The sequence below is a fragment of the Candidatus Tumulicola sp. genome, assembly GCA_035601835.1.
GTDB lineage: Bacteria > Vulcanimicrobiota > Vulcanimicrobiia > Eremiobacterales > Eremiobacteraceae > DATNNM01.
The window spans coordinates 78,418-98,488 of record DATNNM010000011.1 but is presented as its reverse complement, the minus strand read 5'-3'; the positions used below and the strand labels follow the sequence as shown (position 1 = coordinate 98,488).

At 64.2% G+C, this 20,071-nt stretch carries 16 protein-coding genes; 12 read left to right on the top strand and 4 right to left on the bottom strand.

The genetic code is table 11. The annotated features are described in order from the left end of the window. Window positions 1–17 precede the first annotated feature (17 nt). The 9 genes from VN934_05230 (at window position 18) to VN934_05190 (ending at window position 13,380) form a co-directional block, all read left to right on the top strand. Window positions 18–2,153 (top strand): prolyl oligopeptidase family serine peptidase, encoded by a 2,136-nt coding sequence (locus VN934_05230; GenBank protein HXM18195.1) that lies wholly within the window; start codon window positions 18–20, stop codon window positions 2,151–2,153. Window positions 2,154–2,240: 87 nt separating this feature from the next. Further along, a complete protein-coding gene (tkt, locus tag VN934_05225) occupies window positions 2,241–4,271 on the top strand; it encodes a transketolase (protein ID HXM18194.1) in 2,031 nt (676 codons plus the stop codon). 22 nt (window positions 4,272–4,293) lie between these two features. Further along, a complete protein-coding gene (locus tag VN934_05220; GenBank protein ID HXM18193.1) occupies window positions 4,294–7,110 on the top strand; it encodes a bifunctional transaldolase/phosoglucose isomerase in 2,817 nt (938 codons plus the stop codon). A 31-nt stretch (window positions 7,111–7,141) separates the two neighbouring features. Further along, window positions 7,142–8,065, top strand: coding sequence for a decarboxylating 6-phosphogluconate dehydrogenase (gene gnd, locus VN934_05215; GenBank protein HXM18192.1), 924 nt, complete (start codon window positions 7,142–7,144; stop codon window positions 8,063–8,065). A gap of 8 nt (window positions 8,066–8,073) precedes the next feature. After that, window positions 8,074–9,213 (top strand): hypothetical protein, encoded by a 1,140-nt coding sequence (locus VN934_05210; protein HXM18191.1) that lies wholly within the window; start codon window positions 8,074–8,076, stop codon window positions 9,211–9,213. Beyond that, the gene (zwf, locus tag VN934_05205; protein HXM18190.1) at window positions 9,214–10,770 is read left to right on the top strand and encodes a glucose-6-phosphate dehydrogenase; all 1,557 of its coding nucleotides are present in this window, start codon (window positions 9,214–9,216) and stop codon (window positions 10,768–10,770) included. Then, window positions 10,755–11,795, top strand: coding sequence for a glucose-6-phosphate dehydrogenase assembly protein OpcA (locus VN934_05200; protein HXM18189.1), 1,041 nt, complete (start codon window positions 10,755–10,757; stop codon window positions 11,793–11,795). The genes zwf and VN934_05200 overlap by 16 nt, the downstream gene beginning before the upstream one ends. 2 nt (window positions 11,796–11,797) lie before the next feature. Next, the gene (pgl, locus tag VN934_05195) at window positions 11,798–12,526 is read left to right on the top strand and encodes a 6-phosphogluconolactonase (protein HXM18188.1); all 729 of its coding nucleotides are present in this window, start codon (window positions 11,798–11,800) and stop codon (window positions 12,524–12,526) included. Then, window positions 12,523–13,380: an SAM-dependent methyltransferase gene (locus VN934_05190; GenBank protein ID HXM18187.1), complete on the top strand. Its 858-nt coding sequence runs from the start codon at window positions 12,523–12,525 to the stop codon at window positions 13,378–13,380. The genes pgl and VN934_05190 overlap by 4 nt, the downstream gene beginning before the upstream one ends. Here the strand turns inward: VN934_05190 and VN934_05185 are convergent. Genes VN934_05185 through VN934_05170 form a run of 4 tightly spaced genes read right to left on the bottom strand, consistent with a single transcriptional unit; the run spans window position 13,377 to window position 17,240 of the window. Then, window positions 13,377–13,850, bottom strand: coding sequence for a hypothetical protein (locus tag VN934_05185; protein HXM18186.1), 474 nt, complete (start codon window positions 13,848–13,850; stop codon window positions 13,377–13,379). The two genes, VN934_05190 and VN934_05185, sit on opposite strands and share 4 nt — an antisense overlap. Then, on the bottom strand, window positions 13,834–14,364 hold the full coding sequence (locus VN934_05180; GenBank protein ID HXM18185.1) for a GNAT family N-acetyltransferase: 531 nt from the start codon (window positions 14,362–14,364) through the stop codon (window positions 13,834–13,836). Before VN934_05180 ends, VN934_05185 begins: the two co-directional genes overlap by 17 nt. Window positions 14,365–14,367: 3 nt before the next feature. Beyond that, window positions 14,368–16,800, bottom strand: a complete 2,433-nt coding sequence (lon, locus tag VN934_05175; GenBank protein HXM18184.1) for an endopeptidase La — start codon at window positions 16,798–16,800, stop codon at window positions 14,368–14,370. Beyond that, window positions 16,800–17,240, bottom strand: a complete 441-nt coding sequence (locus VN934_05170) for an Hsp20/alpha crystallin family protein (GenBank protein HXM18183.1) — start codon at window positions 17,238–17,240, stop codon at window positions 16,800–16,802. Before VN934_05170 ends, lon begins: the two co-directional genes overlap by 1 nt. A 152-nt stretch (window positions 17,241–17,392) precedes the next feature. Here VN934_05170 and VN934_05165 point away from each other — a divergent pair, with 152 nt between their 5' ends. From VN934_05165 to VN934_05155, 3 genes are read left to right on the top strand one after another with little or no spacing between them, the layout of a single operon-like run. Next, a complete protein-coding gene (locus tag VN934_05165) occupies window positions 17,393–19,033 on the top strand; it encodes a hypothetical protein (protein HXM18182.1) in 1,641 nt (546 codons plus the stop codon). 3 nt (window positions 19,034–19,036) lie between these two features. Further along, window positions 19,037–19,612 (top strand): DUF4126 domain-containing protein, encoded by a 576-nt coding sequence (locus VN934_05160; GenBank protein ID HXM18181.1) that lies wholly within the window; start codon window positions 19,037–19,039, stop codon window positions 19,610–19,612. A gap of 10 nt (window positions 19,613–19,622) precedes the next feature. Beyond that, entirely contained in the window at window positions 19,623–20,063 is a 441-nt protein-coding gene (locus VN934_05155; GenBank protein ID HXM18180.1) for a MaoC family dehydratase, read from the top strand. Window positions 20,064–20,071 lie beyond the last annotated feature (8 nt).

The following is a 20,071-nucleotide window of genomic DNA, read 5'->3' as shown; positions in this document are numbered from 1 at the left end:
AAAATAGGAGAGTGCCCGTGATCCGCCAGATCCTGACGACTTTCTTGATGCTCGCCTGTCTCGCTATGCTCGGCGCCCAGCCGACGCCGGCGGCGGGCACCAAGCTCACCTATCCACCCGCAGCGCGCGGCGCCGTGACCGACACTTATTTCGGCACGGTGGTCGCCGACCCGTATCGCTGGATGGAAGACGTCGACTCGCCCCAGACCACCGCCTGGGTGAAGGCCGAAGGCGACCTCACACGCGCATACCTCGACGCCATTCCGCAGCGCCCGCAGATCCGCGATGCGTATCGCGCGCTGCGCAACTACGAGCGCTTGAGCGCGCCCTTCCACGAAGGCAAGCACTGGTTCTACTTCCGCAACAGCGGGCTGCAGAACCAAGACGTCTTATACATCCGAGATTCCGAAACGGGGCCGGCGCGCGTCTTCCTGGACCCGAACACGCTGGCGTCGGACGGCACGGTCGCGCTTTCGGGCCAGTCGTTCACGCGCGACGGGCGCTACATGGCGTACGCGACACAATCATCGGGTTCCGATTGGCAGACCTGGCACGTGCGCGATGTGCCGACCGGCCGCGATCTTCCCGACACGCTGCTGTGGACCAAATTCTCCGGCGCGGCGTGGGAGGGCGACAAAGGTTTTTACTATTCCGGTTACGACAAGCCGACGAGCGCCAACACCACGCTCGCGGCGCTCGGCGTCGAGAAGGTCTGGTTTCATCGCCTGAGCACGCCGCAATCGGCCGATCGGCTCGCATACGCGTCCACGGCGCATCCCGACGAGTTCGTCGGGGTGCAGCTGACGGAAGACGAACGGTACGTCTTCTTCTACCGCTCGAAGGGCAACGGCAACAGCCTCGCTTGGAAGCATCCGGGCGAATCCGATTCCGCGTTTCGAGAGGTTTACGCGCTCAACCCGGATGTGCAGTACAATCCGGTCGGCGACGACGGGACTCGCATCTACGTCCAAACCAACCTGAACGCGCCGCGCTTCCGCTTGACCTGGTTCGACGTCAAAGATCCCAAGCACGCGCTGCACGACATCGTTCCGCAGTCGGCCGACACCCTCCAGAACGTCTCACTGATCGGCAACACTTTCTATTTGGAATACCTTCATGACGCGCACTCCGTCGTGCACGTCGTCGATATCGCGGGCCGCTCGCACGGTGAGATCGCGTTGCCCGGCATCGGCAGCGGCGGATTGCCGGAGGCCAAGCGGAAAGACCGCATCGCTTATTACGGGTTCGCTTCGTTCACGTACCCGACGACGATCTATCGCTACGACACCGTGACCGGACAAAGCAAGGTGGCGCTCCGCCCGGCGGTCGCCTTTGACGGCTCGCGGTTCGTCACCGAATTGCTCTTCGCGACGTCGAAGGACGGCACAAAGGTCCCCGTGTTCGTCACGCATGCCAAGAACATGCCGCTCGACGGCTCGACGCCTACGATTCTTTACGGCTACGGCGGGTTCGACATCTCGCAGACGCCTTTTTTCTCGACGGGCTTTGCGCTGTGGATGAAGATGGGCGGCGCGTTGGCGCTGGCGGTGCTGCGAGGCGGCGGCGAGTACGGCGAGGCGTGGCACGATGCGGGCCGCCTCAATAACAAGCAGCACGTCTTCGACGACTTCATCGCGTCCGCGCAAATGCTGATCGACAAGAAGATCACCTCGACGCCCAAACTGGCGATCAACGGCGGCTCGAATGGCGGCCTGTTGGTCGGCGCGGTGCTCGTCCAGCGCCCGGATCTGTTCGGCGCGGCGATCCCCGAAGTCGGCGTGCTCGACATGCTGCGCTATCAGAAATGGACGGTCGGCAAGGCGTGGGTCCCCGAGTACGGCTCGAGCGAGGCGTCGGCGGACCAGTTCCGCTGGCTGTACGCATACTCGCCGGATCACAACGTGAAAGACGGAGTCCGCTATCCGCCCACGCTCGTGATGACTTCCGATCACGACGACCGCGTCTACCCCGCGCATTCGTTCAAGTTCGCAGCGCTGCTGCAGCATGCGCAGGCCGGCGACGCGCCCGTCTTGCTGCGCGTGGAGACGAAGGCCGGACACGGCGCAGGCCGCCCGACCGACAAGATCATCGAGGACGTGGCGGACCGCTACGCGTTTCTGGTGAAAAACCTGGGCTTCACACCCCAACTCTAGGACATGCGCCCGGGCGCGCCCAAGGGAGCGGCGAAACGCTGAACCACGGGCGATTTCGGATACGTATCGTTCGTAGAGAGAATGACATTGAAGCCGACCGCCACGCTCGATCGCAAGGCCCTCGACCAGCTTTGCATCAACACCATCCGAACGCTCGCCATGGATTCGGTGCAGAAGGCCAATTCCGGCCATCCGGGCACTGCGATGGCGCTCGCGCCGCTCGCATATGTCTTGTGGACGAAGCACCTGCGCTACAATCCGAAAAATCCGGCTTGGGTCAATCGCGACCGCTTCATCCTCTCCGCCGGGCACGCGTGCATCCTTCAATACGCCATGTTGTTCCTGACCGGCTACGACCTAAGCCTCGACGACCTCAAACAGTTCAGGCAGTGGGGCTCGAAGACGCCGGGACATCCGGAATATGGCCACACCCCGGGCGTGGAGGCCACGACCGGGCCGCTGGGTCAGGGGTGCGGCAACGCCGTGGGCTTCGCGATCGCAGAACGCGCTCTCGCGACGCGCTTCAACCGGCCTGAGCTCGACGTCGTGGAGCATCGGACGTACGTCATCTGCAGCGACGGCGATATGATGGAAGGCGTGGCCTCCGAAGCGTCGTCGCTCGCGGGTCACCTCAAGCTCGGCAAGCTAATCTTCATCTACGACGATAACCACATCACCATCGAAGGCAACACGTCGCTCGCCTTCGACACCGAAGACGTGTGCCGGCGGTACGACGCCTACGGTTGGCACACACAGTCGCTCGAAGACGCCAACGATCTCGAGGCCATCGATCGAGCGCTTGAAGCCGCGAAGGCGGATCCACGGCCCTCGTTCTTCCGCATCCGCTCGCACATCGGCTACGGCGCGCCACACAAGCAAGACACCGCCGAAGCGCATGGAGAGCCGCTCGGCGAGGACGAGAGCAAGTTGACGAAGCGCTTCTACGGCTGGCCCGAAGACGCGCATTTCCTCGTGCCCGACGAGGTGCTGTCGGAGATGCGCACGGCGATCGACCGCGGTGCGGCGTTCGAAAAGGAATGGAACGACTTGTGGGCCCGCTACGCCGGTGCGAACGCCGATCTGGCCGGCCAGTTCCAGCGCGAGCAAAAGGGGGCGCTGCCGGCCGGTTGGGCTGACGCGCTACCGAGCTTCGCGCCGAAAGACGGCGCAATGGCCACGCGTGATGCCTCGAGCAAAGCTCTGACGGCGCTGGTCAAGGCGGTTCCGTTCCTGCTCGGCGGTTCAGCCGATCTCGCCGTCTCGAACAAGACCAACATCAGCGCGGGCGATTTCGAAGCCGGCAACTATACCGGCCGGCAATTCCACTTCGGCATCCGCGAGCACGCTATGGGCGCCGTGCTCAACGGCATGACGCTGCACGGAGGGCTGCGCGCGTTCGGCGCCACGTTCCTCATCTTCAGCGATTACATGCGACCGCCGATCCGTTTGGCATGTCTCATGAAGATCGACCCGTTGTACGTCTGGACGCATGACAGCATCGGCTTGGGCGAGGATGGGCCGACCCACCAATCGATCGAGCAGTTGGCGAGCCTGCGCGCCATGCCGAACATGACCGTCATGCGGCCGGCTGATGCGAACGAAACATCGATATGCTATAGGATGGCGTTGCAGCACACTGACGGGCCGGTCGGCTTTGCGCTCACGCGCCAAAAGCTTCCCATCTTTGATCCGGAGGCCGTGCGCGGCGCCGAACGCGGCGGCTACGTGCTGGCGTGCGAACAAGGCGGAGCGCCGCAAGCCATTCTCATCGGAACCGGTTCCGAAGTGCACGTCTGCCTCAAGGCGCGCGACATCTTGCAGGCTGCTGGCGTCGCGACGCGCGTTGTGAGCCTGCCGTGTTGGGAGATCTTCGAGCGTCAGCCGCAATCGTATCGCGACGAAGTGCTGCCGCCAAGCGTGAAGGCGCGCGTGGCCGTAGAGGCGGCGGTGCCGTTCGGTTGGGAGCACTACGTCGGCCAACACGGACGCGTTGTCGGCATGACGCGCTTTGGCGCGTCGGCGCCCGCTGACGTGCTCTTCCAAAAGTTTGGTTTCACCGGCGAACACGTGGCTGACGTGGCGCGCGAGTTGCTCCGAAATGTAGTGCCGGGGCTTTAGCCCCGGAAAAGGATAAATCGAGATGGCGAATCCGCTCGCGCGGCTCATCGATTTCGGCCAGAGCTTCTGGCTGGACAATATCCGGCGGGGTTTCACCCGCTCGGGCGAACTCAAGCGGCTGATCGAAGAGGACGGCCTGCGCGGCGTCACCTCGAATCCGACGATCTTCGAAAAGGCCGTTGCCGAGAGCAGCGATTACGACCCCGCGATCAAAGAGCTGGTCAGCGCGGGCAAATCGGCGCAGGAGATGTTCGACGTGCTCACCACGGACGACATCCGCGAGGCCTGTGACGCTTTCCGCGAACTGTACGACGCCAGCAAAGGCGGCGACGGTTTCGTGTCGCTCGAGCTGCCGCCGTATCTCGCCAAGACGATCGAGGGCTCGATCAGCGAGGCGCTCCGGCTTTGGAAGATCGTCGACCGGCCCAACGTGATGATCAAGGTCCCGGCGACCGACGAAGGCATGCCGGTCATCCGCCGGCTCATCGCCGAGGGTCTCAACGTCAACATCACGCTGATGTTCGGCGAGGGCTATTACGAGCGGGTCATCGACGCCTACATGTCAGGCCTTGAAGACCGCCGCCACAAAGATCTTCCGCTGCACCAGATCGCCTCGGTGGCGTCGTGTTTCGTCAGTCGGGTCGATACCGAGGCCGATCGGCGCATCGAGGCGCTTGCGACGGCCGATCCTTCTAAGAAGTCACGCCTCGAGGCGCTCCTGGGCAAGACGGCCATCGCCAACTCGAAACGCTTGTATCAATTGTACCAGCGCTCGATCGCAAGCGACCGCTGGACGGCGTTGGCAAAGGCCGGTGCGACGCGCCAGCGCCCGCTGTGGGCCAGCACGTCCACCAAGAACCCGAAGTACAAGGACACGTACTACGTCGAGGCGCTCATCGGCCCGGACACGGTGGATACGATGCCGCCGGCGACCATCGATGCGTTTCGAGATCACGGCATCGTCACGCCGACCCTCGAGCAGGGCATGGACGCCGCGAACGCCGTCATCGCGGAACTTGAGTCGCTCGGCATCTCGCTCAAGGAGATCACGGACAAACTGCTCGCCGATGGCATCGCCTCGTTTGAAAAATCGTATAAAGAGCTGCTCGACGTCCTCTCAAAAAAAGCAGATGTGTTCCAGTGCGCGGCGATCGATCGGCATTCGATCGACGGCATCGACAAGGCGGCGCAGGCCGCCAGCCTTGCGCAACTCGACGCGCAGCGCTTCGTCGCGCGGGTCTGGCAACACGATCCCGATCTGTGGAAGAAGGGCGATGCGGAGCACGCCGCGATCATCCGCGACCGGCTCGGCTGGCTCTCCTCGCCCGACATGATGCACCATCGCACCGAGGAAATCGACGCGTTCGTCGAGGCCATCCGAAAAGATGGGTTGACGCACGTCGTCGTCATGGGCATGGGCGGCTCGAGCCTCTGCCCGATCGTGCTGCGCGAGACGTTCGGCACGCGCAGCGGCTACCCTGAAATACTGGTGCTCGACAGCACCGTGCCCGCCGCGATCGCCGAGGTCGAATCGAAGATCGACATCCGCAAGACCATGTTCATCGAGTCGAGCAAGTCGGGCGGCACGCTCGAGAGCCGATCGTTCTCCGAGTATTTTTTCGTCAAGGCGACGGCCGCCCTTGGCAGCGCCGCCGCCGCAGCCGGCCGCTTCGCGTGCATCACCGACCCTGGGACGTCGCTCGAAAAGTTGGCGCGGGATCGCGGCTTCCGCAAGATCTTCCTCAACCCCGAGGACATCGGCGGCCGTTACTCAGCGCTCTCGTTCTTCGGCCTTGTGCCTGCGGCGTGTGGCGGGGTCGACATCGGCGCGCTGCTCGAACGCGCGCGTCGCATGGCGCAGGCGTGCGCCGCGGGCGTGCCGGCGGCCGAACATCCTGGGGTTACGCTGGGCGCAGCGCTCGCCGATTTGGCCACAAAAAAAGGCCGCGACAAGGTGACCATCCTCGCCTCGCCCGGCATCTCGACGTTTGGTCTTTGGCTCGAGCAGCTCATCGCCGAGAGTTTGGGCAAGGAGGGCCGCGGCCTCATACCGGTATCGCAAGAGCCACTGGGGGATCCGGCGGCATACGGCGGCGACCGGGTGTTCGTCCACATGCGGCTCGGCGATGACGCTACGTTCGACGAACGGCTTGGCAGGCTCGCCCGCGCCGGACACCCGGTCGTGCGCATCAGTCTTCGCGACAAATTCGATCTCGGCGAGGAGTTCTTCCGCTGGGAGTTCGCGACGGCGACGGTGGGAGCGCTGATCGGCGTCGACGCTTTCGACCAGCCCAATGTCCAGGAGAGCAAAGACAACACCAGCCGCATTCTCGCGCAGGCAAAAGGCGGCGCGCTGCCGCAAGCGCCGGCGTCGCCGCCGCAGGATGGCGCCGCGCTGGCGGCGTTTCTGCGGGCGGCGAAGCCGGGCGATTACCTCGCGCTCATGGCCTTCGTGCAACAAACACCGCGCCGAGACGAGACCTTGCAGCGCGCCCGCGCCGCGCTGCGCGACGCCACACGCGCCGCGACAACGCTTGGTTACGGCCCGCGCTTCCTGCACTCGACCGGCCAGCTGCACAAGGGCGGGCCGAATACCGGTCTGTTCATCCAGCTCGTCGGCCGCGACGGCCCCGTGCTCCCGATCCCAGGCCAGGCGTTTGATTTCGGCACCCTCGTCGCGGCGCAATCGCTGGGAGATTTTCAGTCTTTGCAAGCGCACGGGCGACGCGTCATGCGGATCGATTTGGGCGACGCGGTGGACAAAGGCCTCGAAGCCTTGCTGGCGGCAGTCGATGCGTACTCCAACGGCGCCAGACTAAAGTCTGGCATGCCGCATTAACCTTAGCACTCGAAGAAGATAAGGCGATTTCATGCAGCTAGGAATGATCGGTCTCGGGCGCATGGGCGCGAACATGGTGCAACGTCTGCTCGAAGGCGGTCACACCGTCGCCGCGTTTGACCGCAATCCGGATGCCGTGAAAGAATCCGCGGCGCGAGGCGCCGTCGGCTGCGCTTCGCTCGGCGATCTGGTAAAGGCGTTGAAGCCGCCGCGCGCCGCGTGGGTGATGGTCCCATCCGGACCGCCGACGAATGACACGATCGCGCAGCTCGCCACGCTGCTCGAAAAGGGCGATGTCGTCATCGACGGCGGCAACTCGTACTGGAAGGACGGACAGCAGCAAGCTTTAGACCTTGCCGCCCGCGGCATCGATTTCATCGACGCCGGCGTTTCCGGCGGCATCTGGGGTTTGAAGGTCGGCTACTGCCTGATGGTGGGCGGCGATGCAGCCGTGTGCAAGCGCCTCGAACCGATCTTCTTGACGTTGGCGCCCAAAGACGGATACTTGCGCGTGGGCCCCGTCGGCGCCGGCCATTTCGTCAAGATGGTGCACAACGGCATCGAGTACGGGATGATGGAGGCGTACGGCGAAGGCTTCGAGATCATGCGCGCATCCGAGTTCGGCGACAAGCTTGACATGCGCGGCATCAGCCACTTGTGGAACCAAGGCAGCGTCATCCGCTCTTGGCTGCTCGAACTCGCCGAGCTCGCATTCGCCGGCGACCGCGATCTCGCGCAGATACGCGGTTATGTGGACGACACCGGCGAAGGCCGCTGGACCGTCAAAGACGCGATCGATTTCTCGGTGCCCGCTCCCGTGCTGACGCTTTCACTGCTCATGCGCTTTCGCTCGCGTCAAGACGATTCGTACGCCGCTAAGGTGGTCGCTGCGCTGCGCAACGAGTTCGGCGGCCATGCGCTCCATCCGGAGCCCGTCGATCATTCGCGAGCGTAGTTATTCGGATGGCTGAGTCAAGCGCCGATGTTTCGCCGCTGGTTATCGAGAGAGAATCTCCGAGATTCAATGTCCTTGTCGTTTTGGCGTTCGTGGCATGCGCTGGCTTTCTCCTTGCGTCGGCGTACTGGCTGTCCACAGCCAGTGATTGGAGCGCAATTGGTTTGGGCGTCCTGGCTGGTTTTCTCGCTTATTGGATAGTCGCCGTCCCTGTACACGAGCTGGGCCACGCTATGGTCGGCTGGTTGGTGCGATTTCGCCTTCTAGTCTTTCTGTTTGGACCGTTCTGCATATTTAAAGATGAGGGCGGATATCGGGTCATTACTCGAATGCCGCCCCTCGCGTCATTCCATGGTCTGACGTTTGCGGTACCAACAGGTTCACGTCTTGTCGGGTTGCGTTTTGCCTTGGTAATCTTGGGTGGCCCCGTTGGTTCTCTCGTCTTCAGTGCGCTATGCTTCGCGATTGCGCCACACCTCTCGCCCGGATCTGCCGGCTTGATACTCTCGGTGGTCGTTGGGAGCGTTTCGTTTTTTGTTGCAATCACCACTCTCGTGCCCGTTAAGACAGGGATGGCACGTTCCGACGGATTGCAACTGCTGGGAGCGCTCTTCCGAACGCACACATTTCGCCTTGCCGAGGCTACGCTGACATTGATGGGATCTTCACTTGATGGACTTCGCCCGCGTGAATGGGATGAGAGTTGTATCGCGCGGCTCAAATCGGTCCCCGACATGGAGCCGATCGGCGGAATGCTCCTGTATTACTATTACATGGACAAGGCCGACCTTGACGGCGCGGGCGCAGTGTTAGCCGCAATGGAGAAGGGCAAGCCTAAGACCGGCCAACAGCCGCTTCCGGGCCCATTGCTCGATGGCGCTTATTTCGCGGCGGGTTATGGATCGGTGGAGAGAGCGAGAGCGATGCTGGAGCAGGGGCTGGGCCGTGGCGCCCATAGACACACCGAACTAAGAGCGGAGGCAGCAGTCCTTTGCGCGGAAGGGAAATTTGCGGATGCTCTTTCCTGTGCGCGCGAGGGGATGCAACGGGGAGACGCCTGCTCCGATACAGGGTTCGCCGTACTGGAGCATGAGATGTTTCAAGAGCTAATCAATAAGGCGGAAAACGGCCTACGGGCTACCACATAGATGCAGACGACTGACATCTCCCGGGTCAACCCGTTTCGCGAAGGCTTGCGCGAAGACCGCGCCTCGCAGCCGTGCCAACTCGTCATCTTCGGCGCGGCGGGCGATCTCACGCGGCGCAAGCTGCTGCCGGCCATCTACAATCTCACGCAGGCCAATCTCGTGCCGCCGAATTTCTGCGTCGTCGGCTTCGCGCGCAATCCGATGGATGAGGCGGCGTTCCGGGAGACGCTCAAGGAGTCTGTGGCGCACTCCGACGAGGTTCGCGTGCGCGACGATGGCGTGGTGAACGCCCTCGCCGATCGCTCATACTACCTCTGTGGCGATTTTACCGATGCGCAGGCTTTCGCCGCGCTGAAGACCCTGCTCGCGGAAAACGACGAAAAGCACGGGACGGCAGGCAATCGCATCTTCTATATCGCCACGCCGGCGAGTCTTTTCGGTCTCATCGTCGGCCAATTGCACGCGGCCGGACTGGCGGGCCAGGCTGACGGGAAGCCGAGCGGATCGGTGCGCATCATCGTCGAGAAGCCGTTCGGGCGCGACCTCGCCTCCGCGAAGGCCCTCAACACCGAGATGCTTTCGTACGTCCGCGAAGATCAGATCTACCGCATCGACCACTACCTGGGTAAGGAGACCGTCCAGAACATCTCGGTGCTGCGTTTCGCCAACGGCATTTTCGAACCGATTTGGAATCGCCGCTACGTGGATCACGTGCAGATAACGATCGCGGAGAACATCGGCATCGAGGGCCGCGCCAACTTCTATGAGGAGACCGGCGTGGTGCGCGACGTCATCCAGAACCACGCGCTGCAGCTGCTCTCGCTCGTCGCCATGGAACCGCCCCAGACGTTCAATGCCACCGACTTTCGTGATGAGAAGGTGCGCGTCGTCGAAGCGGTTCGACCGCTGGATATCGACGACGGCGTGAGCGCGTGCGTGCGCGGGCAATACGGCAAGGGCTTTGTCGCGGGCGAAAAGGTGATGGGCTATCGCGAGGAGCCCGGGGTAGCGCCCGACTCCATCACGCCGACCTACGCCGCGTTCAAGTTGTACGTGGACAACTGGCGCTGGGCGGGCGTGCCGTTCTATATCCGCTCCGGCAAGCGTCTGACGAAGCGCGTCACCGATATCGCCATCCAGTTCAAGGAAGCGCCGCACCTCCCGTTCCGGAAGACGCAGCTCGAACCGCTGGAGGGCAACGTGCTCGCCCTGCGTATCCAGCCCGACGAGGGCATCACGCTCAAATTCGGCGCAAAGGTGCCTGGGCCGAGCATGCGCATCCGCTCGGTGGCCATGGAATTCTCGTACGGCGCGACGTTCGGAGCCGAAGATGCATCGCCGTACGAGCGGCTCATCCTCGATTGCATGAAGGGCGATCAAACCTTGTTCGACCGATCGGACGGCGTGGAGGCGGCGTGGGCGCTGCTCGATCCGGTCCTGACGAAATGGCAGTCCGACCGCAGTGTGAAGTTCCCCAACTACGCGGCTGGGTCGTGGGGTCCAGCGGAAGCGAATAAACTCATGGCGCGCGACGGCCGCTCATGGCGCCAGCCGTGACCGCCTTCTCCGGCGCGACCGAGGTCAAGATCGGCGATGTCGAGGCGGCGTTGGCCGCGCGCTGGCGCGCGCAGGCGTTGCAGACGGCGGATGCTGCATCCGCGCGCGCCCACGTGCTGAATCTTGTCGCGTGCGTCGAGGAAGCGGGCGCCGAGACGGTGGTTTCGCAAATCGTCGGCCAGCTTGCCGCCACGCATCCGCTTCGGGTCATCACCGTGATACGCGATGACACAGTCGCAGACGACGCGCTGCGCTCGTGGATCGACTCGGGGTGCGCCCACGAGAAGGTGTGCAGCGAGGAGATCTTCATCGCGGCCAGTCCCCAATCGGCGGAATGCGCTGCGTCTGCGGTCGAGAGCCTGTTGTCGTCCGACATGCCGGTGTACCTATGGTGGCGCGGTGGTCCGCCCTCGGGCAGCGTCCTCTTCTCCCGGCTGGCCCAAGTCGCCCATAAGATCATCGTGGATTCGATGCGCTTCGGCGACAACGCAGCCGCGCTCGATACGCTGCGCCGGATGGTCGAACGGCAGGGCGAGGCCAGCGCGATCGGCGACTTCAATTGGCAGCGCATCGCTCCGTGGCGCGCGACCATCGGCGCCTGTTTCGATGACCCGGCCGTGCTGGCGTTGCTGCCGGCATTCGATCGCTGTGCCATCGAATTCTCGGCGACCTCGACGGCCGCGGCGTCCCCGTCGGCTCGCGCGCTGCTGCTCTCGAGCTGGATGACGAGCCGCCAGCCTTCTTTGCGCGGTTGCGTGCGCATCGTGCCGGTGCCGGGCGAGGGCGATGGCGTGGGCCGGCTGGAGTCGGTGCGTTTCGGCGCGCTGCGCACGCAGGCGGCGCTCGAACTCGAGCGCATCGCCGAGCCGCTTGGCGTGACCGGCACCGCGCGCGACGCGGATGGCCGGCAGATGCGGCGTTTCTCGTTTCCGGCGGAGACGCTCAGCGAAGCCGAACTGCTCCATCGCTGCATCGACGTGCCCCTGCGCGAACCGATGCTCGAGGTCGCGCTTCGCGAAGAGTGAACGTGCTCGTGCTCGACGACCCACATGCTCTTGCGCATCGAGGCGCGGTCGAATTTCAGACGCTCGCGCGGACGGCGATCGAGCAGCGCGGCCGCTTCGCCGTGGCTTTGTCCGGCGGCTCGACGCCGAAAGCGATGCTCGGATTGCTGGCCTCGCAAGAGTTCGCCCGCAGCGTGGAGTGGCCGAGCGTACATTTCTTTTGGAGTGACGAGCGCTGTGTGCCGCCCGATGACCCGAACAGCAACTTCGCCATAGCCGAACAGGCGCTGCTGGGTCCGCTTCGTGCAGCCGACGCGAACGTCCATCGCATGCGCGGCGAATTAGAGCCGCACGCCGGCGCTGCTGACTACAAGCGGCAGTTGGAGGCTTTTTTCCCCGGAAGCGCCATCCGCTTGGACCTCATCTATCTGGGCCTTGGGTCGGACGGACACACGGCTTCGCTTTTCCCGGGCTCTGCCGCCCTCCACACGACCGACGTGCCGTGCGCCCCCAATCACGTGCCGCAGGAGGCGAAGGCCCCGTGGCGACTCACCCTCACGTATCCGGCGCTCAATGCAGCGCGAGCCGTCGTGTTCTTGGTGGAGGGCGCCGAGAAGGCCGACGTTCTCGCCAAAGTTGTCGATGGGCCGCGCGACGTCGAGCGGTTCCCGGCCCAAGGCGTGGCGCCGGTGGAAGGCACGCTGACCTGGCTGGTGGACCGGGCCGCGGCCGCGAAGCTCAAGCGAGCATGACTGAGCCCGTTTCCGTCGACGAGACCGCCAACTGGGTTGCGATGTACCGAGCGCTCGAATCCGAACGCCCGGACGCCCTCTTCAAAGATCCATTCGCGCGCAGGCTCGCCGGACCGCGCGGCGAGGAGATCATGCGCAAGCTGAAGAGTTCGCGCACCTACGCGTGGCCGATGGTCGTGCGCACGAAGGTGATGGATGAGATCATCGAACGGCTCGTCGCGCAGGGCGTAGATCTCGTGCTTAACCTTGCGGCCGGCCTGGACGCACGCCCTTACCGTCTCAACCTCCCGCCGGCCCTGCGCTGGGTCGAAGTCGACTTCCCGAAGACCATCGACTCCAAGACCGCAGCGCTTGCCGATGCCAAACCCGTCTGCCATCTCGAGCGCCGTGGCCTGGACCTCGCCGACGTCGCCGCAAGGCGCGCGTTCCTCTCGTCGCTCGGTGCGGAGGCGCGCAACGCGCTCGTGATCACCGAAGGGCTGCTCGTCTATCTTTCGGCTGAGGATGTCGGGCAACTCGCCGACGATCTGGCCGCCGTGCCCGGGTTTGCTTGGTGGCTGACCGATCTCGCGTCACCGTTCATCCTCAAGATGATGCAGCGATCGTGGGGCAAGAGCGTCGCGGCGGGCAGAGCTCCGTTCCGCTTCGCTCCCGAAGGCGGAGCCGATTTTTTCTCACCGCACGGCTGGCGATTCGTGGAGTACCACTCGCTGTGGGTCGAGGGTCACCGCCTGCATCGCGAGGGATCGATGGGCTGGCTATGGCGCCTGTTGTTCAGACGCATGTGGCGCGATGAACTGAACCGGCGCTCCGGTCCGATGTCCGGCGTTGTGCTGTTGAAGAGAGCGGGCTAGGCTTTCTTCAGCGCTTCGCGGATGATGTGGGTCATCCGTTGGATGTCACCCCTGCCGGTCACGCGCACGCTGGTGTAGAAAAGCGCCCAGATGACGAGACCGCCGATCGCGAAACCCAGCGCTTCGTCGAGCGAGCCGGCTGCCGCACCGTCGAGCAACGCGAGCCATGCGGCGAGCGCGAACAGTCCGAAAAAGATCCAAAAAACGACGCGCCAAGAGCCCATCGAGAAACTGCCGCGCAGCACGGCGTGGCCGCCGCCGTCCGAAAAAGCTCCTGAAAAACGCATGCCGCGAGAACGATACCAAGGGTTGTGGTGGTAAAACGTGACGCGGGCCGCTTCAACGCTGCCGACCAGGCCGTCGTGGAACATCGTCTCCGACAAGCGATGCTTCACGCAAGCGCCCAGACGCTGCACCGATTCGGCTATCTCGTAGTCGCTTGGGAACTCCGCGTCAAGACGCTCGAACAATTTTCAGTCTTTCGAAGCGGAGAACGCCCGGCGCGCTCGCACCCTCAGCCGGTTGAAAACCAAGCTTGCGAAGCACCGCTTTCGACGCCGCGAGCTCCGGCAGCGTTTCAGCGACGACGCGATTCACCGTGTCATGGCCCAAAGCCCACTCCACCAAAGCGCCCACCGCTTCGGTCGCATAGCCGCGCCGTTGGAATTCCGGCACGATCGAGTACCCGATCTCGACCGTGCCACCGTTGGGCTCGCCCTTGAAACCGCCGTTGCCGATCGCGCGGCGCGCGCCGGCCTCGTCGAGGATGAAATACCACATCACCCAACCCACGGCGGCCGGATGCAGGCTTAAGTATTCGGTGAACCAGCGCGCCGAAGCTTCGTCGTTGAGCGGCGGCGGCCAGTCAAGCGGAAGCGACGCGCGGAGCAAGATAGAAAGACGTGCGCGATCGCTCGTCTCGGCATCAGCCATCGCGAGCGTCGCCGCGATCAGGTGCAGGCGCGGCGTGTGGAGATCGAGCAAACGCTAGCGTGCGGCGGCGGGGAGCTGGCGGCCGTTGCGGCGCCCATTGGCCGTCGCGACCGGCGTGATCACCGCCGAGTGCAATGCCTCGGCGAACACCTGCGACAGTTCGTCCACGTACACGAAACGCACTAACTTGCGTACCTCCGGCGGCACGTCTTCCTGGACATCGGGTTCGTTGCGTCGCGGCAGCACCAAGGTCCGGATCCCGGCGCGCACCGCGGCGAGCACTTTTTCTTTCACCCCGCCGATGGGCAGCACTTGCCCGGTCAGGGTGATCTCGCCCGTCATGGCGACGTTCTTGTCGACCTTGTGGTCGGTGAGCGCCGACACCAGCGACGTGGCGATCGAGACGCCGGCGGATGGTCCGTCTTTGGGCACGGCGCCGGCAGGCACGTGCACGTGCACGTCGTGCTTGCCGAAGAACTCCTTGTTCAAACCAAGCTCATCGGAGCGGCTGCGCAAGAAGGACAGCGCCGCCTGCGCCGATTCCTTCATGACGTCGCCCAACTGCCCGGTCAGCGTCAACTTGCCGCTCCCCGGCATGACGCTCGATTCGATGAAGATGATGTCGCCGCCGACCGGCGTCCAGACGAGTCCGGTGGCCACGCCGCGCGCTGCCGTGCGCTTGGCGATCTCCGCGAAAAAGCGCTGCTTGCCCAAGTAACCCGAAAGGTTGTCCGCCGTGATGCGCGCGGCGAAGCGCGGCTTCTCGGCGACTTTGCGCGCCACTTTGCGGCAAATCGTCGCGATCTCGCGCTCGAGATTGCGCACGCCGGCTTCGCGCGTATAGCTGGCGGCGATGCTCGCGAGCGCGTCTTTGCTGATGGTGCATTGCTTGGCGGTCAAGCCGTTGGCCGCGAGCTGCTTGGGCACCAAGTACTTGCGCGCGATGGCCACTTTCTCGGGCTGCGTATAACCGGCGAGCGGGATGAGCTCCATGCGGTCGCGCAGCGCCGGGGCGACCGTGTCGAGCTGATTGGCGGTCGCGATGAACAGCACTTTGCTCAGGTCGAACGGCAGATCCAAGTAGTGATCGCGGAACGAATTGTTCTGCTCAGGATCGAGCACTTCCAAAAGCGCTGACGACGGATCGCCGCGCCAATCGGCGCCGACCTTGTCGATCTCATCGATCATGATGAGCGGATTGGCGGAACCGGCGTCGCGGATGGCACGGATGAACGTGCCCGGCATGGCGCCGATGTAGGTGCGGCGGTGGCCGCGGATCTCGGCCTCATCTCGCACGCCGCCGACCGATACGCGGAAGAACTTACGGCCCATCGCGCGCGCGATCGACTTGCCGAGCGAGGTCTTGCCCACGCCGGGCGGCCCGACGAAGCACAGGATCGGTCCCGAGAGCGTGTTCTTGAGTTTGCGCACCGCAAGGTACTCGATGATGCGGTCCTTGACTTTCTCGAGATCGTAATGGTCCTCGTCGAGGATCTTGCGCGCTTTGACGATGTCCAGGCTATCGGCCGTCGTGGTGCTCCACGGCAACGTAACGAGCCAATCCAGGTAGGTGCGGATCACCGAGTACTCAGGGCTCGCCGAGGGGATGCGCGCCAGCCGGTCCAGCTCGCGCATCGCCGCCTTGTTCGCCTCCTCCGGCATCTTGGCGGTTTCGATCTTCTCGCGCAGTTCGTTGACGTCGGCCTGGGTGGGATCGGTCTCGCCGAGTTCGTCCTGAATCGCCTTGAGCTGCTGGCGCAGGAAATACTCGCGCTGGTTCTTGTCCATCTCCTTTTGGATGTCGCTTTGGATCTTATGCCCCAGCTCGAGCACGTCGAGTTCGCGCGTGAGGAACGCGGTGAGCATGCGCAAGCGCGCCAGCGTGTCGCGCTCCTCCAGCACCGCCTGCTTGTCCGGAGTGTCCAGGCGCATGGTCGAGGCGATGAAATACGACAGCAGGTTCGGATCGCTGATGTTGTTGACTTCCAGTTCGAGCTCTTTGGGCGCTGATGGCAAGAACGAGAGCAGGCGCGTGTATTGCGACGCGAGATTGCGCGACAGCGCCGTCAGCTCATCGCTCTCGTTGGTCTGCTCCTCCAGCTGCTCGACCTTCCCGACCAGATACGGTTCGGCTTGGGTGAACTCGCCGATCGAGAACGGCACGGTGCCGGAGATGATGCAGCGCAGAGTGCCGTCCGGGATCTTGATCATCTTTTGGATGATCGCGACTGTGCCTACGTGGTAGACGTCATCCGGAGTCGGCGGCGAAGCGTCGCGATCCTTGAGCGCGACGACGCCGACCGGCGCACTCGCGCGCAGCGCGTCCTCGACCAGCTTGATGCCGTGGGGTTTGGTGACCGCAAGCGGCATGACGGTGTTGGGGAACAGCACCGATTCTTGCAGCGGCAGGATCGCGAGTTCGTGCGGGATGCTGCCGCTCTCGGGGGCGCTGGCGTTCGCGCGGGACTCGCGCTTCTCGTCGGCCATCAGGCGCGACCCCTCACGACCGCGCGGATCTCGGTGCGATCGGCGACGACGCCGCGGCGCTCTTGGGCCGCGGGCAATTTGATGGTCAGCGTGCCGTCGTGGTACTCGGCGCGCGCCTCGGCCACCGCAACGGTGAACGGCAATTGGATCCGCTTCAGGAAGCAGCCGTAATCTATCTCCTTCTGCAGCACCGCGTCGGCGCGCTTCAGATTCGTCTCGCGCACGCCCGCCAAATAGAGGCTAGCGCCCTCCACGACCAGCTTGATGTGATCCGGGTTGACGCTCGCGATCTCCACCCGCACGATGACAGTGCGGCCGCCTTCGGTCAGGAAGACGTCGGCGTTCGGGGCGAAGGAACCCCGCCGGGCGTGGCTGGTCAGCGGGAGGCTTAGCTCCTCGAATAGGCGGTCGAACTCGCTGAAAATGTCGTCTGGATGCATCGTCGGCGGTAGTAGCTCCAAGGGAAGTGGGAATTGGAGCGTTCTTCAGGGGCCAGCCCCCTACCCGCCGGAGGGTCGGAAAGGGCCCTAATGAATACTTGCAGACCGGCCCTTACAGTCCGATAATATCTAGTGTTGGAGTCACAAGTCTGATGGCCCGATCCATAACGATAGAATCGGCCAACCGTTCCGTCAGGTGGTACCTGACCCCGGGCGAACAAACGACGTACGACATCGCCGTCACAAACCCATGTGACGTGCCGATTCACTGCGTCTTGCAGTTGGAGGAACCCCCGAGCAGCGGAGCGATCCAGCCCTCGGCCTTTTCGTTGGACCCGGGCGAATCGCGCAATGTCGAGCTCACCTTCCGCGCGGATGCAAAGGCCTCGCGCGACCAATTGGCCATCGTCACGGCGCGCGATTCCGAAAACCACAAGATCGGCGAGTTCCAGATCACGCTCATCTCGGCGGGTGGCACGGATTGCGCGACCTCACTCGCCTGGAAGGCGTCGACGGACAGCGGTGCGACCACGGGAAAGAACAGCGCGCGTAACTTCGTCCTCGCACTATCGGTGAAGAGTCTAAGCCAAAGCGACGGTGACTTCATCGTTGAATTTTCCGAACATCCCTCCCTTAAGATCCCGAAGCTCGAAGCGTTGCATCTGTCGCCCGGCCAAAGCGCGAATGTCGACGTGCCGATCCGCTGGCGGCCCGGCGTCACGGATGCAGAAGGGCTCAACCATCCACGCAATATCGAAGTCGGCGTGGCCGTCTCGCAAGGGCGGCGCTCGAGCAGAGTTCCGTGGGATCTCATCGAGCGCAAGCTCGCCGGAATCTCCGACGAGGAGATAGCGGCTCCGGCCGTGCTCAAAGCGGAAGCCGCCAAAGCGGATCCGGTGACGCCTGCGCCCGCGCCGCGCGCGCCTGCGCCGCCATCGATTTCCGTTTTGCCCGCGGCTTCGGCCGTCGTGGTCCAACCCGCTGATGGGCTCGAAGAGAGCGTCGTTGGCCTGCCCCGCCGCGGTTTTCGCCCATTCGACTTGCCCGAAGAGCCGTCTCAGCCGCCGCCGGAGCGCAAAACCGCAGACGTCCTGGTCGCGCCGGCGCCGTTGCGCGAATCCGGTCCGCGCATCCCGACGCTGATCAACATCGGCATCGCTGCCGTCATCCTGGCGGTAGCGGTCGTCTTCTTCTTGCCGCGCCCAAATCAGAGCGGGGTCGCGACGACGGCCGCGGTGGTGACGTCGCAGCCGACGATCGCAGCGATGGTGGCGGCGACGAATGCTCCCAAGAAGCGCGCGCACGCTAAAGGACCAAAAGCCGGTGCGCCGCAGACTAAAGCGACAACCAGCGCGAGCGCCACTGCCGTTGCGACGGCGGCGGCGCAACCCGTGGCCACGCCACATCGCATCGCGTTGAGCAGCGCGCAGATCGCCGCCGCGCTCGAGGCAAAGCGCGCGACGCCCAAACCGAAGCCCTCGCCCACGCCGCGCAGGCAACGCCGCGCGGTCGATCGCAGCTCTACCGTCGCCATGGCGGGCATCTCGGCGCGCTATGGCCCCGCCGGCCGCAATGTCCGCGTCCTGTGGGCGGCATCCGCGCAAGCCTCTGCCAACATCCAATTGATCGACGATCGCGGAACGGTGATCAGTTCGGCCGGCATTTCAGGGCCCAGGCAGAACGCCTTGCTGTATGTCCCCCGCTCGTATCACGGTCCGATCTACGTGCAAGTCGTCTCGATGGGTTACTCGGGCGAGCGCGTGACGCAATCAACCTCCCTACCCCCGTTCTGAGCTGTGGACGGTGCCTCGCAGCTCGCCCTCGCCTATGCGCTGACGACGACTGCCGGCCTGCGCGGTTTCCTCACGCTGCTGGCCGCGGCGATCGCCACGCATGCCGGATGGATCCATCCGGCACCGGCATTTGCGTGGCTTGGTTCGGCTGGGGCGATCGGCGTGCTTGCGGTGTTCTCGCTGCTCGAGTTGCTGGGCGACAAGATCCCGGCGGTCGATCATGCCCTGCACTCGATCTACTTCGCGGTTCGGCCGCTGGCGGGCGCGATTCTCGTCGGCGACACCGTGCATACGGGAAGTCAAACCGAATTGTACCTGCTCATGGCCGCAGGCGCGCTCAACGCGCTCGTCGTGCACGGCTCGTCGGCAGCCGTCCGCGCCACTTCGACCGTTACGACGATGTCGCTCGCCAACGCTCCGCTGAGTTTCGTCGAAGATGCGCTGGCCATCGGCGGCATCGTCTTGGCGTTCTTGGCGCCCGTGCTGGCGGCTGTGCTGGCGGCCCTGCTGGTCGCGTTCCTGATCGTGCTGGCGCGCGCGACGTACATGCGCTTCCGCGCTCGTTCCAGTTCCGCCTGACGGCGATCGCATGGAAAAATACTTCGACGATTTCAGCGTCGGCGACCGAATGGATGCCGGCAGTCACACCATCTCGCTCCAAGAGATCAAGGAGTTCGCAGCGCGCTACGATCCGCAACCATTCCACCTCGACGAAGCAGCCGCCGCGCGCAGCCCCTTCAAGCGGCTGGTGGCGAGCGGCTGGCACACCGCCGCGATCGCCATGAAGCTGGCCGTGGAGAGCGGCGTGATGAAGGCCACCGGCATCCTCGGCGTCGGCGTTGATGAGCTTCGCTGGCCCAAGCCGGTCTATCCGGGCGACACGCTGCGCTTGGTGTTGGAAGTCGTTGAGAAAAAGCCCGCGACGCCCGGCTCGCACCGCGGCGTCATGAGGACGAGGTTATCTCTTTTCAACCAAGACGACGAGCTCGTCTTCACGGAGGTGCCGATCCTCTTGGTCGCGAGAAAATAGTGGTTACA